The following is a 12,523-nucleotide window of genomic DNA, read 5'->3' on the forward strand; positions in this document are numbered from 1 at the left end:
CCACCCATCGCCGTTCATCGACCCACCAGCGCGAAAGTCCCGGCTATCACGCTGACCGCCAACGCAATCGAAGGCAGCGCGATCGCCACGAGTAAGAGGACCGCGTCGGCGGCGCGCAGGCGCGAGGGGCGCGCCCACGTGCGTCGGCCTGCAGCGCCGAAGCCCCTCGCCTCCATCGTGGTCGCGAGCTTGCCGGAGCGACGCAGCGCGAAGACGAGCAGCGAGAAGGAGCCACGCAGGAAGGAACGGATGCGCGACGCGTCGCCCACGCCTCGGGCGCGGCGGGCCCGCTCCAGGGCCTTCCAGTCGGCGGCCATGAGCGCGGTCATGCGTGCGCCCGCGAGCGCGGCCAGGACCGGCCGGGCGGGCAGGTGCAGGATCTGCGCGAGGCCGTCGCCCATGTCGGTCGGGTCGATGCGGTCGAGCAGGGCGATCGCGGGGACGACGAGCGCGCACATGCGCAGGCCGATGCCCAGGGCCAGCCACATCGAGTGGTCGGAGACCGCCGCAGGCCCGAAAGACCAGTAGACGTGGCCGCCGGGTGAGGCGTAGAGCAGCATCGAGAGGGCGCCGAGCGGCGCGGCCAGCAGCAGCGGCGTCGCTTTGAGGAAGAAACTGCGCGCCGACACGCCCGACAGCGGCACGAGGGCCAGCTCGAGGGCGAGGGCCACGCCCGCGCTGACGGGGTCGATGGTGATGAGCAGCGGCGTGGTCGCCACCAGGAGGGCGAGCACGCGGGCGACGGGGTTGGTGCGGGCCAGGAGGCCACGCCGTGGCGCGCGGGCGGAGGTGGGCACACCCATCCGTGCGTCACCCGCGGTGGCCGCGCTGGCAGACGCCTCGTCCGCAGGCGCGTCGCCCGCAGGCGCCTCGATACCCGTCGCGTTGCCATTCGCCGCCGCGTCGGCGCTGTCGCCAGATTCCGACCCGACACTCGTGCGGGACGCGCGACCCGAGTCGGCCTCGTCAATTGGGGAGGCGAGCGCAGACTCGGCGCACCCGCGCGACTCTCCCCCGCCTCGGCTCCCAACCAACCCCAGGTCGACGACGCGCTGGCCCATCGCGGCCACGAACGCGGGGTCGTGCGTGATTGACACCAGGGTGACGCCGCGCTCGAGGGCGGCGCGCAGGAGGCGCACGAGGCCCAGCCACGTGCCGCGGTCCTGGCCGAAGGTCGGCTCGTCGAGGATCAGCAGCTCGGGGGCGCTGATGAGCGCGGTCGCCACCGACAGGCGACGCTTCTCGCCGCCCGACAGCGTCATGGGGTTGGCGCGCGCGAGCTTGGTGAGGCCCAGGACATCCATGTGTTCCTCGACGAGGGGGGCGATCTCCTCCTCGCTCATGCCGGCGGCGCGCGGGCCGATGGCGAGTTCCTCGGCGACGGTGGAGGCCAGGAACTGGTACTCGGGTTCCTGGAAGACCATGGACATGCGGCCCAGGAGCTGCTTGCTGCTCCACTCGTGGGGGTCGCCTGCCGTGCCGTCGGAGGTCTCGACCTCGACGGTGCCCGCGAGGGGCGGCAGGAGGCCGGCCAACGTCAGCGCGAAGGTCGACTTTCCGGCGCCGTTAGCGCCAACGATGCAGGTGGAGACGCCGCGCTCGAGCGTCAGGTCGATGCCGGACCGCACGGGGGCATCCTGGTCATAGCCGATCGACAGGTCGGTGACGCGGGCGATGGGGGTGGCGCCTCGCGCGCCCTCTTCCTCTTCCGCGCCCTCGGACGAGGCCGGGGCGACCTCGGGCGCAGGGCCGACCTCCGCTGCAACGTCGTCGCCGGGCAGCCACATACCGCGCTCGCGCAGGGCGTCGCCCTGCTGGTCAAGAACCTCTCTCAGGGGGCCGTCGGCGGCGATACGACCGTCGGCCACCACGATGACGCGATCCACGAGGGATGCCCACACGTCCACGCGATGCTCCACGACCACCATCGTCGCGCCCGTGCGCTCGACGACGGCCTCGACGGCGGCGCGCACCTCGGCGACGCCACTCGGATCCAGGTTCGCGGTCGGCTCGTCCAGGAGCAGCAGGCCCGGGCCCATCGCGAGAATCGACGCGAGGGCCAGGCGCTGCTTCTGCCCGCCCGACAGCTCCGTCGTCGAATGATGCAGGGGCACGTCCAGGCCCACCGCGCTCAGGGACTCCTCCACGCGAGGCCAGATCGCCTCACGCGGTATCCCCAGGTTCTCCATGCCGAAGGCCACGTCGTCGCCCACGCGGGCCAGGACCACCTGGGCCTCGGGGTCCTGCATGAGGAGGCCCACGCGGCCCCTCGCCTCGGCCGGAGCGACGCCGTCAACGGTGAGCGTGCCGGTGGCCTCGCCCTCCTCGGCGCCACCCAGCAGGCCCGCCAGGCCGCCCATGAGCGTCGACTTGCCCGACCCGGACGGCCCGAGCACCAGCACGCGCTCACCCGGCGCGATATCGAGATCAACGCCCGACAGCGCGGCGTTCTTGCGCCCAGCGTGACGCCATCCCCATTCGCGCGCGCGCACGCGCGCGCCCGCCCCCTCACCCAGCGGCACCCGGCTATCCGGGGAGGACACGGGGCGGGGGGAGGCGGAGGAGGCCTCGTTCATGGAGCGGGAATCAGACAAGCTCGCGCGCTCCTCGGCCCGAGGCGAAGCGGTCCAACGCGCCCGTCTTCGCCAGCGCGTTCGTCAGCGCCCACGCAAGAACTCCGGCGAGGACGATGCCCGAGAGCGCGCCGCACGCCAGGTAGATGGCGTTGTAGGGCACGCCCTTCGCGAGGTTGCCCTCCGTGAAGAGCTCAAGGAACCACTCGCAGGCGAAGGACAGCCCACCAGCGGCGGCAGCGACCCACACGTTGAAGCGACGGTAAGCAAGAAGCGCAAACACGATCTCGGCGCCGAGGCCCTGCGCGAGGCCCGAGTACAGCGTCTTCACCGCCCACTGCGAGCCCAGGCCCATGGAGACGGTCGCCGCCAGCAACTCGACGAAGAGCGCGGCGCCCGGCTTGCGAATGACGTAGCCGCCGAGCGTGCCACCCAGCAGCCAGACGCCCGTCACCAGGCCGTTGAGGCCCGGCAGGATCGCTTTGAAGGCCTCGTAGCCCGCGTAACCCACCTGGTTCCAGGCGACGAAAATCAGTCCACACGCGACGCCCAGGACGGCGGCGGTGACGATGTCGATGACCCTCCAGCGGAGGGACCGAGCGGTGGTAGCCATGCGAAAATACTCCCTTCGTGTTGCACGGCGGCCACGAGGGAAGAGCCTTCCTACGCCGGTATGACCCGGATCAGGTTCTACGGTCGGGGTTCGTCCCCTCTCAGCTCGCTTCGAGCTCCCGTGGCACAGTGGTGAGCATAGTCACCTGGTATTTGTCGCGCTACTCGTGCAGGTGAGGACCCTGATGCGGCCCCTCGCCCGTCCCCCCATCGCCCAGGACTCCGCGCGCCGCGCGACGCAGCAGGAAGTGGCGGTTCGCGAAGGCCGCGCCCACAATGAACGCGATCCACACCAGGGAATAGACGAGGCCGGGGCGGGTATCGTCCCACATCGCCAGGATGACGCCCATGGCCCCCATGAACGCCAGGACCACCCACGCGCCGACGGCACCGCCGGGCGACTTGAAGTGCGATTCCTTGTGCAGGTGGGGGCGCTTACGCAGGTACACCAGGTAGGACACGACGATGACGACCCACACACCCATGAAGAGGGTGGCCGACACCGAGGTCACCAGCGTAAAGGCTGCGGAGATCGAGCCGCCCGTCGCCATGATGATGATAGCCGTCAGCAGGCACACGCATGACAAGAACAGGGCGTTGAGGGGCACGTGATGCTTCGAGAGGCGCGCGAAGATGCTGGGCGCCTGCTCCTGGCGGGCCAGACCATAGAGCATGCGCGACGTGGAATAGATGCCCGAGTTCGCGCTCGAGGCGGCCGAGGAAAGGACCACCAGGTTGACGATCGTGGCCGCGGCACCCAGGCCGGTCAGCGAGAACATAGTGACGAAGGGGGAGCGATCGGGACTCACCTGGTCCCAGGGGGTCACCATCATGATGGCCGCGAGCGCCGCCACGTAGAAGAGCATGATGCGCACTGGGATGGAGTTGACGGCCTTCGGGAGAGTGGTGTCCGGGTCGTCGGTCTCCGCGACCGTCGTGCCGACCATTTCGATGCCAATGAAGGCGAAGAGCGCGATCTGGAAGCCGCCCAGGAAGCCGGTGAATCCGTTCGGGAGGAAGCCTCCGTGGCTCCACAGGTTCGAGACGGCTGCGACCGTCCCTTCCTCGTCGACCGTGCCCATGGCGACCATGCCGAAACCGACGACGACCAGGGCGATAATCGCGATGATCTTGATGAGTGCGAACCAAAACTCCGTCTCACCGAAAGCCTTGACCGTCATCGCGTTGAGAGCGAAGAGCAGCAGGGTCGTGGCGGTGATGGGGATCCACGGGGGCAGGTTCGGCCACCAGAAGTGCGTGTAGCCGGTGATAGCGATCATGTCCGCGACGCCGGTGACGACCCAACACGCCCAGTACGTCCACCCCGTCACAAAGCCCGCCCACGGGCCGATCAGGTCGCGCGCAATGTCCGCGAAGGTCGCGTACTTGCGATCCGACAGGAGCAGCTCGCCGAGCGTGCGCATGAACAGGAACAGGACAGCGCCGATGATCATGTAGACCAGCAGGATCGACGGACCCGCGACGGAGATCGTCTTGCCCGAGCCCATGAACAGGCCCGTGCCGATCGCACCGCCGATGGCGATCAGCTGAATATGGCGATTCTTCAGGTTTCGCTGGAGCTTTTCGCCGCCCTCCTGACGGGGCTCGTCGTGCACGACTGGCTCGCTGCTCATTCGTTTTTCCTTTCCGCTGGTTGCCGTCCGCGGGCGGCGCTTTGCGCGGTCTTTATGCTCGCACGGAGCACACTTGACCCTCCAACGCTACCGCAACGGCCCAGTAGCGTCCGAATCCAGGTGTCACACAGCACGCCCCGAGCGCTTCCAAGCCGCCACCGCACACGTGGCAACCAAGCAAGTTAGGTTAGGCACATGAATCTTTCTGCGACGTCCGCTCCCCATTCCTCGAACGAGGCCCCGGCAGCCTGCGGCGGTCCGGGCGGCTCCACGCTCCCTTCCCCCTCTGGCGAGACCACCACGGTCGCCTCCGCCCCGGCCTCGTTCCCCGCCAGCTCGCCGGGGACGACCGCGTCGCACTCCCCCACCCCGGCCTCGTTCCCCGCCAGCTCGCCGGGGACGACCGCGTCGCACTCCCCCGCCCAGGCCTCGACCCCCCTGACCTCAACGGCGGCCATTCCCACGCAGCGCGCGGCACGTTACGGCAAGCAGCTCGTGAGCCACATGGCGCGATCACGGGTTTCTGGGACGAGGACGCGGGCATCGGCTACCTGCTGTTCGACCGCGAGGGGCCGGTTCTGGGGCGCTTCGACGTGATCGCGTCACCGTCGGACCTTCGGCTTGAGCTGCGCACGACCCCCGAGCGCGCCGCTCACCTCGAGCATGTCGCGGGCATTCACCTGGCGCGATTCGGCGCGCGCGACGGCCTGACCATCGCGTGGCGGCGATCCGATGGCAGCGCCGGCACCACGCAGGGCCCGCTCACCCCCGACGAGGTCGAGGCGCGCGCCCGCGAGCGCGCCAAGAAGGCAGCCCGCGAGGCAGCGGAGCGCGAGGCAGCAGAACGAGAGGCCGGGCACGCAGAGTAGGCCCGGCAGGCACGCGGAGTAGCCGCAGCGCTCACGGAGGACTAGGGCCGGCGGGACACCCGAGCACGGCACGCGCGGCACAGTAGGCGAGACACTGTGCTCAACATCCAGGTGCGCGACATCCGGGCACGCAGCCGCATAGGCCCGGCAGGTCCATCAATTCCGCACGTAATTCCCTGACGACCGGACGCATCAACACCGCAAAAACCGCGGAATTCCAACGTTCTGACTTAAAACATTGAAACAGTCACAGGGGAATTACGTGCGAAATTTGGGAGCACTGACGCCCACTCCCAGCACATGTCGATGCAGCTCCCACAGCATTCGGCGCCGGGAGGCATTGCACTACTTAGCAGGGCATTGCACTAGCTACTATCCAGTGCAATGCTCCCCATCTAGTGCATTGCTCCTTCAACTAGTGCAACGCTTCGGAGCCACAAGCTCCGCCACGGTTCGCACAGCAACTCCCACACTGGGCATTACACCTCTTACGGGACGCTGCACCTCTTACGTGGCGCTGCACCCGTTCAGAACGGGTGCATTGCCTACGGATCGGGTGCACCGCCCACGCCAACAAGCCCAAACGCGGCGGGACGACTAACGAGGCACACAATGCACCACTTGGGTAGGGATGACACTACCCAGCGCACCGCACCACTTGCTAGCTAGTGCGCTGCACCCCTCAATGGTGCAACGCCTCTGAGCACAAGTCCGAACGCGGCCCACACCGCAACCACACACCAGGCCGTGACCGCCCCGTTACAGGGCACTGCACCCGTTACGTGGCGCTGCACCTCTTACGTGGCGATGCACCCGTTCAGAACGGGTGCATTGCCTACGGATCGGGTGCATTGCCTACAGATCGGGTGCAGCGCCCACACTCACAAGCCCAACCGCGGCGAGCATCCGGCAGCCCGCAGCCTACGCCCCGCCACCGTCCGCACATTCACCAATTCCGCACGTAATTCCCTGACGGCCACACGCAACAACACCCAAAAAACCGCAGGATTTCAACGTTCTGACTTCAAAAGTTGAAACACGCGCAGGGGAATTACGTGCGAAATTTGGGGGACACACCCGGACGGACACTCAGCTCACCATCCGTGAACCACACCGCCAACAGACACCCCCCGCAGCAGTGAGGCCGCGGGGGTTCACAGTCTGGCAACGCTCACTACGAGTCATTCGCCGACGAAATGCTGCGACGACGGGACATCAACGACACCCGCACAGGCCAAAACGACGGAACATCAACAACGCCAGCGGATACCTAAACGGCGAAACCTCAACGACATCAGCAGATGCCGGCTCGGAAGCGAAGGAGTTCAGCGGCCCTCGAGGTGGCTCTTCGCCGCGACCAGGACCTGCTCCCACATGCCGATCGCGTCCTCGTACGCCTGGCGGGCCTCGGCCTCGTCGTCGGAGACAGAGGCCAAGCCCGACTCCTCGACATGGATGGCGACGCCGCTGCGCTCCTCGGAGAGGGAGACCTCGACGCGGGTCGCGTACTCGTCAGGCAGTTCGTCGTCGGCGAGCGGGTACCAGCGGAAGGCCACGACGTCCATGGGGTCTTCGTCGGCCTTCTCGATCAGCCAGTCGCCGGCGTCCGGGTCGCTCACGCGGTAGAGGCCGTCGTCGCCGAGGCTCACCTCGTGATCGCCCAGCGGGCCGTCGTTGACCCACCAGCCAGGTTCGGACACGAGCGCCCACGCGGCCTCAATGTCGCAGTTCACGACCACGTCTGTGGAGACGCGATCCAGATCATCCTCGACGTCAGTGTCGGAAGTCGTATCAAAGAAGCTCATACCTCAACGGTACCGTTTCACGCGCGCCCCGGCATGTGATCGGGATAGCAAACAAATCCGTTGGTGAGGGTGTGGTCACAGTGTCGTCCCATGTTGCTCGTCCTTGGCACACGATGGCACGCGACGAGGCCGTGGCAGACCCACCGGAGATGGCGGGGCCGGCCACGGCCTCGTGCGTGGAGGGGCGCTCAGGCGAGGCGCGTGATGCGGTAGCGCCAATCCACGGGGCCCGCCTGAAGGGTTTCGACGCGGTAGTGCTGCGTCGAGTCCTGCAGGTGCGCGAACAGCGGCTCGGGCTGGTGGGGCGCGCAGATCTGGAGGTTTTCGCCGACGGGCAGGTTGTCGACGGCGGCGAAGAGGACCGCGTGGCGCACGACGCGGGGGATGGAGTGGATGACGAGCTCGTCCGCGCCTGGGCGGTGGATGACGCCGGCGCCGCCCGCGTGGACCTTGCCGTGTCCGCCGCCGTGTCCGCCGCAGCCGCAGCCGCCCGCCGTGGAGGTGATGGGCTCGGCGGCCATCTCGTGGGGGCGCTCGACGGGGGCCTCAGGGGCCTGGGCGCCGTGGCCTCCGCAACCGCAGCCGCCGTGCTCGGCGGGGGCCTGCGCGGCGGGAGCGGGGGCCTGCGCGGCGGGAGCGGGGGCCTGCTCAGCTGCCGCCTGCTCGGCGCGCGCCTTCTTGCCGTTGCCGCCGCAGCCGCACCCGCAGCCGCAGCCGCCGTCCGTGGCGGGGACAGTGTTTGCGTCGACCAGCTGGAACATCTGACGGTCAGTCATGTGTCTTCCTTACATTCTTAGGCCCGCGACGAGCCTTTGGGTGAACCTCATTCAGTGTAGGCATGCCTCAGCCGGCCGCGCGCGTTCACTTAATGAGGAACTCGGCCTCGACCTCGACGCTCACGTTGAGGGGCAGAGCGGCGACGCCCACGGCGCTGCGCGCGTGCTGGCTGCCGAAGATCTCGCCGAACAGCTCGGAGGCGCCGTTGATGACGCCGGCCTGGCCGTAGAAGTCGGGGCGCGAGGACACGAAGCCCACGACCTTCACGACGCCCGCGAGGTTGTCGATGCCGCCCGCTGCTGCGGCGGCTGCGGCCAGGGCGTTGAGGGCGCACACGCGCGCCGCGTCCTTGGCGTCCTCGGGGTCCGCGCCGTCCTCGCCGACCGCGCCGATGCACACGGGCTCGCCGTTCACGACGGGGATCTGGCCGGAGGTGCGCACGACGCCGCGGTCGATGACGGCGGGCACGTAGGCTGCGACGGGCGTGGCGACGGCGGGCAGTTCGAGGCCGAGCTCGGCGAGCTTCTCGGAGGGGAGCATGAGGGGTCCTTTCGTTGTCATTGACGAGGCCGGGGCCTCGTCCTCCTGTTCCAGTCTAGTTGCGCTGTTCCCGGGGGTGGTGAGCGAGGGTGCGGGCGTGAGATACCGGCTGGGGCCTCGGCGAAAAAGACGTGATGCAGGTACGCGTGCGCCCCGCGTGTCGACAATCACGCGGGGCGCACTATTCAGGAGGCTTCAGCCCTGGGGTGCGGCCGGGGGCTGACCGCCCTGGCCGCCGGCCGGGGGCTGACCGCCCTCGCCGGCGGTCGCCGAGGTCTCCGCGCCATCGACGCTCACCGTGTAGGTCGAGCCGTTGGTCATTCCAGAGGTTGAGTAGATGACGTTTCCGAAGGCCTTGAGCGAGGTGTAGGTGCCCAGGACCGAACCGTTGGCGTCGGTGATTGTCACCGTGGACCCAGCGGAGCCGGTCGCCGAGGCGGAGACCCAGCCCTGGCCGTCGGTCGTGGTCGGCGTCTCCACCATCTCGCCCGTGGCGAAGGCGATGACCGTGCCACCCGTGATGCTCATGGCACCGTTGCTGTCCAGGGCCCCGTTCGCGCCGGAGGCCGGACCGTAGACGGTCGTCGTGCCGCCGCTGATGGTCAGCGAACCGTTGGAGTCGAGGCCGTCGCCGTTCGCGTTGACGGTGACGGTGCCGCCCGTGATGGTGAGCTGCTCGCCCGTGTCCTCCATCGAGCCGCCGCCGTCACCCGGACCTCCGGGACCCATGCCGCCGGGGGCCATCGGGTCGGTGGTCGTGGCGGTGTCGGAGGCCATCGAATCGGAGCTGGACTCGGCGGTGGCGGCCAGGCCGGCCGCAACGGTGATCGAGCCCGAGGCGTTGATGCCGTCGTCGCTCGACGTCAGGTCGACCGTGCCGTCGGAGATCGTGATGAGTCCGCCCTCGAGGGCCTCGTTCGACTGAGTGACGGTCACGCTCGCGCCGTCCAGGACGGCCGCGACCTCGGTGTGCACGCCATCGTCGCCGGAGGCGGCGGTGATCGTGCCGGAGCTCAGGCGCAGAGCGCCGTTGGAGTGGATGGCGTCATCCCCGGCGTCGATGGTGGTCGTGCCGCCGTCGACGATGATGTAGGTCTGAGCCTTGATGCCCTTGGCCGAGCCCGTGGAGGGCTTGCCGGCCGAGGCGCCGCCGCCCGAGGTGATCGACAGGGTGCCGCCGGTGACGATCGCGTCGGTGTACGCGTCGATGCCGTCGCCCCCCGAGGTCAGGGTGACGGTTCCGTCCACAATGGACACGTAGCCCTTGGTGTCGTCGTTGTCCTGGTCGGACTTGAGGGCGTCGCCGCCGGCGTTCACGGTGACGGTGCCGCCGGCGACAGTCAGGGAGTCCTTGCCGCGCAGGCCGTCATCCGAGGCGGTCGCGTTGATCGTGCCGCTCAGGACGTACAGGTCGTCCTTGGAGGTGATCGCGTCCGAGGCGCCGGAGGTCACGTTGAGCGTGCCCGAGCCGGTGATCGTCAGGTCCATGTCGGCGTAGATCGCGGCGTTCGCCTCCTCATCGCCGGTGTAGGTGCCGTCGGTGATCGTCGATGTGCCCTGGAGGGACAGGACGAGGTCGTCGCCGCTGGTCGCCTCGATCGCGGCACCGGTGGTCGAGGTGATGGTCGCGTTGTCGAGGATCAGGACGACCTGGTCCTCAGCTCCCGCGGCTACGACGACCTTGCCGGTGAAGGAGCCGCTGAGCTTGTAGACGCCGGCCTTGGAGATGGTCAGCACGCCGTCGCTCACGCTCACGGCGTCGGACGAGGAGGTCGCGGTCGTTCCGCTGAGCGTCACGTCGACGGCGTCCGAGGCCTTCCAGTCGCTGTCCTTCACGTAGGAGGCCTTCGCGTTCGAGGCCAGGGCGTCGGCCGCGGTGGGCGGCGCAGTCGTGTCGCCGTTGGTTCCGGCGGTCGCGACGGCAGCGGTCGCGCTCGTCGCGCCACCACCGGCGGACGCAGCGCCCGAGGCGCCGCAAGCGCCCAGCGCCAACGTTGCGACGAGGGCGATCGCGCCGATCGTCCGGGCGGGGGTCCAGATTTTCCGAAGGGCTTTCATGTGTCTATCTCTTTCGTGTCGTTAAGGCTTATGTTTCTTATGGTGAGCGCTTGCGTATCGTTCGCGTTCGAAACCGTGTAGCCGGCTTATCGAAACCGCGAGGGCCGGTGTGGCGAAATCGGAATGCCGGCGTGGCGTCGTCTGCTCAGTTGCTTGGTGCCCACCTGGCCGCCGCCCGTCAGGCGGCCATCGCGAGGGGCGCCTCGCGCGCGAGCTCGGGGGCCTCCACGTATTCGGGAAAGTAGCGGCGCAGCGTGCGGTTCCACTTGTTCGCGGGCAGGTCGTGCATGGCGGCCATTGCGGTCCCGTACTTGGAGATTTTCACGGGTCGCACGCCGCCCTCCCACAGGAGGTGGTCGACGACGGACGGGGTCGCACCCGACTTCGTTTCGATGATGACCAGGTCGGGGCGTGCGACCTCAGTGCCGTCCGTGCGCAGCGAGCGCCACGACAGCTTCGTGTCAACGGTCGCGCGGCCCGCTCCGCCGGGCAGGAGCAGTGTGTTGCGCTCGTAGGATCCGGCCAGGATCGGCTCCAAGGCCGGAACCAGGTGCGCGTAGCCCGTGTGCTCAACCTTTCCCGCGACCCACGAACGGCGCTCGCCCGCGAGAGGCGCCCCGGCCTCGTCCCAGGAGATCGACATGCGCTTCTTGACGGTCAGTCCGCGCGGCCCCCGCGTCTTGACCTCCAGGAAGGAGGCGCCGGTGGACAGGTAGGTGCGGGCGCGGACCTTGAAGCGGCGGCGGCGCTTGAGCGCGGTCAGCAGGTACGAATCCATGTCGGGGGTGTCGTAGTAGGTGGAGGCGTAGCACTGGGACACCTGGCCGGCGATCTGGAGGACCCGGGTTTCCTCGGGGAGGCGGCTCAGGATCGACGAGGCCGTGGCCGCGTCCAGCGCGTACTTGCGGTCCACGCGGGTCAGCATCGCGGCGCGCTCATTCAGGTCGTCGAGGCCAATCGTCTCGAGGTCGGCGAGAGTCGCGTTCAGTGTGGCGTTCATGAGTCGTGTCCTTGGTAGAGGCGGTCTGCGGGGCTGTGGCGGCGAGGCCGGGGCCAAGTCTGCTGTCAAGGGCGAGCCGGCGGGCCGGGGGCGAGGCCGGTCCGGCGGGTCAGGCGACCTTCGAGCGAACGTCAACGAGAGTCAGGTCGTTCACGAGGTCGAGCTTGACGACGTTGACCGAGGCGACGGACGCGCCGAGACGCTGCTCGAGGGCTGCTTTCAGTTCCGCCGGGTCGGCGATCGCGCGGTCCAGCTGCACGGTCTGCGACGTGTAGCGGCCGAAGACCAGCTTCGAGTCGCCGAAGGCGAGGGCCGCGAGGATCAGGGCGATGAGGCCACCCAGGAGCGGGGTCACCGCCGACGACATTCCCGTCAGCAGGCCGAGGGCCAGCGACGCGAAGTAGTAGGCGATCTCCGTCTGCGAGATCTGATCGGACCTCAGGCGGATGATCGAGAGGACACCGAAGAGACCCAGGCCCAGGCCCGCGCTCACGGTCGAGTTCGCGAGGATGATCGTGACGGCGAGGACGCCGACATTCACACCGAGGAAGGCTGCGACCAGGTCGGCGCGGCGGTGCCGTGGGAAGTAGAGGCCGAACACGAGGGCGGCCATGGCGACCAGGTCAATGGCGATCAGGATCAGGGCGGTCATTGG

11 protein-coding genes and 1 riboswitch are annotated in these 12,523 nt (G+C 68.6%); of the genes, 2 read left to right on the forward strand and 9 right to left on the reverse strand.

The window, feature by feature from the left end; translation table 11 throughout:
- Positions 1-14 precede the first annotated feature (14 nt).
- From RYL44_RS00350 to RYL44_RS00360, 3 genes are all read right to left on the reverse strand, one after another.
- Entirely contained in the window at positions 15-2,576 is a 2,562-nt protein-coding gene (locus RYL44_RS00350; RefSeq protein ID WP_314974750.1) for an ATP-binding cassette domain-containing protein, read from the reverse strand.
- A gap of 10 nt (positions 2,577-2,586) precedes the next feature.
- Entirely contained in the window at positions 2,587-3,186 is a 600-nt protein-coding gene (locus tag RYL44_RS00355) for an ECF transporter S component (protein WP_314974729.1), read from the reverse strand.
- Between the two features lie 30 nt (positions 3,187-3,216).
- A riboswitch (TPP riboswitch) is annotated at positions 3,217-3,318 on the reverse strand.
- 28 nt (positions 3,319-3,346) lie between these two features.
- Positions 3,347-4,819, reverse strand: coding sequence for an amino acid permease (locus RYL44_RS00360; protein WP_314974730.1), 1,473 nt, complete (start codon positions 4,817-4,819; stop codon positions 3,347-3,349).
- A gap of 195 nt (positions 4,820-5,014) precedes the next feature.
- On the opposite strand from RYL44_RS00360, the gene RYL44_RS00365 reads away from it, so the two are divergent.
- Both RYL44_RS00365 and RYL44_RS00370 read left to right on the forward strand, forming a co-directional pair.
- Positions 5,015-5,416, forward strand: coding sequence for a hypothetical protein (locus RYL44_RS00365; protein WP_314974731.1), 402 nt, complete (start codon positions 5,015-5,017; stop codon positions 5,414-5,416).
- Positions 5,413-5,688: a hypothetical protein gene (locus tag RYL44_RS00370; RefSeq protein ID WP_314974732.1), complete on the forward strand. Its 276-nt coding sequence runs from the start codon at positions 5,413-5,415 to the stop codon at positions 5,686-5,688. Before RYL44_RS00365 ends, RYL44_RS00370 begins: the two co-directional genes overlap by 4 nt.
- 1,325 nt (positions 5,689-7,013) lie before the next feature.
- On the opposite strand, the gene RYL44_RS00375 is transcribed toward RYL44_RS00370, so the two are convergent.
- From RYL44_RS00375 to RYL44_RS00400, 6 genes are all read right to left on the reverse strand, one after another.
- Positions 7,014-7,493 (reverse strand): SRPBCC family protein, encoded by a 480-nt coding sequence (locus RYL44_RS00375; protein ID WP_276740880.1) that lies wholly within the window; start codon positions 7,491-7,493, stop codon positions 7,014-7,016.
- 188 nt (positions 7,494-7,681) lie between these two features.
- On the reverse strand, positions 7,682-8,269 hold the full coding sequence (locus RYL44_RS00380) for a DUF2249 domain-containing protein (protein ID WP_314974733.1): 588 nt from the start codon (positions 8,267-8,269) through the stop codon (positions 7,682-7,684).
- Between the two features lie 85 nt (positions 8,270-8,354).
- Complete coding sequence (locus tag RYL44_RS00385) at positions 8,355-8,810, reverse strand: RidA family protein (RefSeq protein ID WP_048677725.1); 456 nt, start codon at positions 8,808-8,810, stop codon at positions 8,355-8,357.
- 195 nt (positions 8,811-9,005) lie between these two features.
- Positions 9,006-10,868, reverse strand: a complete 1,863-nt coding sequence (locus RYL44_RS00390; protein WP_314974734.1) for a carbohydrate-binding domain-containing protein — start codon at positions 10,866-10,868, stop codon at positions 9,006-9,008.
- Positions 10,869-11,046: 178 nt separating this feature from the next.
- A complete protein-coding gene (locus RYL44_RS00395) occupies positions 11,047-11,868 on the reverse strand; it encodes a polyphosphate polymerase domain-containing protein (protein ID WP_314974735.1) in 822 nt (273 codons plus the stop codon).
- Positions 11,869-11,977: 109 nt separating this feature from the next.
- Positions 11,978-12,520 (reverse strand): DUF4956 domain-containing protein, encoded by a 543-nt coding sequence (locus tag RYL44_RS00400; protein WP_009054256.1) that lies wholly within the window; start codon positions 12,518-12,520, stop codon positions 11,978-11,980.
- Positions 12,521-12,523: the final 3 nt, after the last annotated feature.

The organism is Actinomyces bouchesdurhonensis, assembly GCF_963540955.1.
Lineage (GTDB): Bacteria > Actinomycetota > Actinomycetes > Actinomycetales > Actinomycetaceae > Pauljensenia > Pauljensenia bouchesdurhonensis.

Excerpts from the sequence above, each read along its gene's own strand:
- RYL44_RS00350 (WP_314974750.1), bottom strand. The coding sequence starts at position 2,576 with ATGAACGAGGCCTCCTCCGCCTCCCCCCGCCCCGTGTCCTCCCCGGAT.
- RYL44_RS00355 (WP_314974729.1), bottom strand. The coding sequence starts at position 3,186 with ATGGCTACCACCGCTCGGTCCCTCCGCTGGAGGGTCATCGACATCGTC.
- RYL44_RS00360 (WP_314974730.1), bottom strand. The coding sequence starts at position 4,819 with ATGAGCAGCGAGCCAGTCGTGCACGACGAGCCCCGTCAGGAGGGCGGC.
- RYL44_RS00365 (WP_314974731.1), top strand. The coding sequence starts at position 5,015 with ATGAATCTTTCTGCGACGTCCGCTCCCCATTCCTCGAACGAGGCCCCG.
- RYL44_RS00375 (WP_276740880.1), bottom strand. The coding sequence starts at position 7,493 with ATGAGCTTCTTTGATACGACTTCCGACACTGACGTCGAGGATGATCTG.
- RYL44_RS00380 (WP_314974733.1), bottom strand. The coding sequence starts at position 8,269 with ATGACTGACCGTCAGATGTTCCAGCTGGTCGACGCAAACACTGTCCCC.
- RYL44_RS00385 (WP_048677725.1), bottom strand. The coding sequence starts at position 8,810 with ATGCTCCCCTCCGAGAAGCTCGCCGAGCTCGGCCTCGAACTGCCCGCC.
- RYL44_RS00390 (WP_314974734.1), bottom strand. The coding sequence starts at position 10,868 with ATGAAAGCCCTTCGGAAAATCTGGACCCCCGCCCGGACGATCGGCGCG.
- RYL44_RS00395 (WP_314974735.1), bottom strand. The coding sequence starts at position 11,868 with ATGAACGCCACACTGAACGCGACTCTCGCCGACCTCGAGACGATTGGC.
- RYL44_RS00400 (WP_009054256.1), bottom strand. The coding sequence starts at position 12,520 with ATGACCGCCCTGATCCTGATCGCCATTGACCTGGTCGCCATGGCCGCC.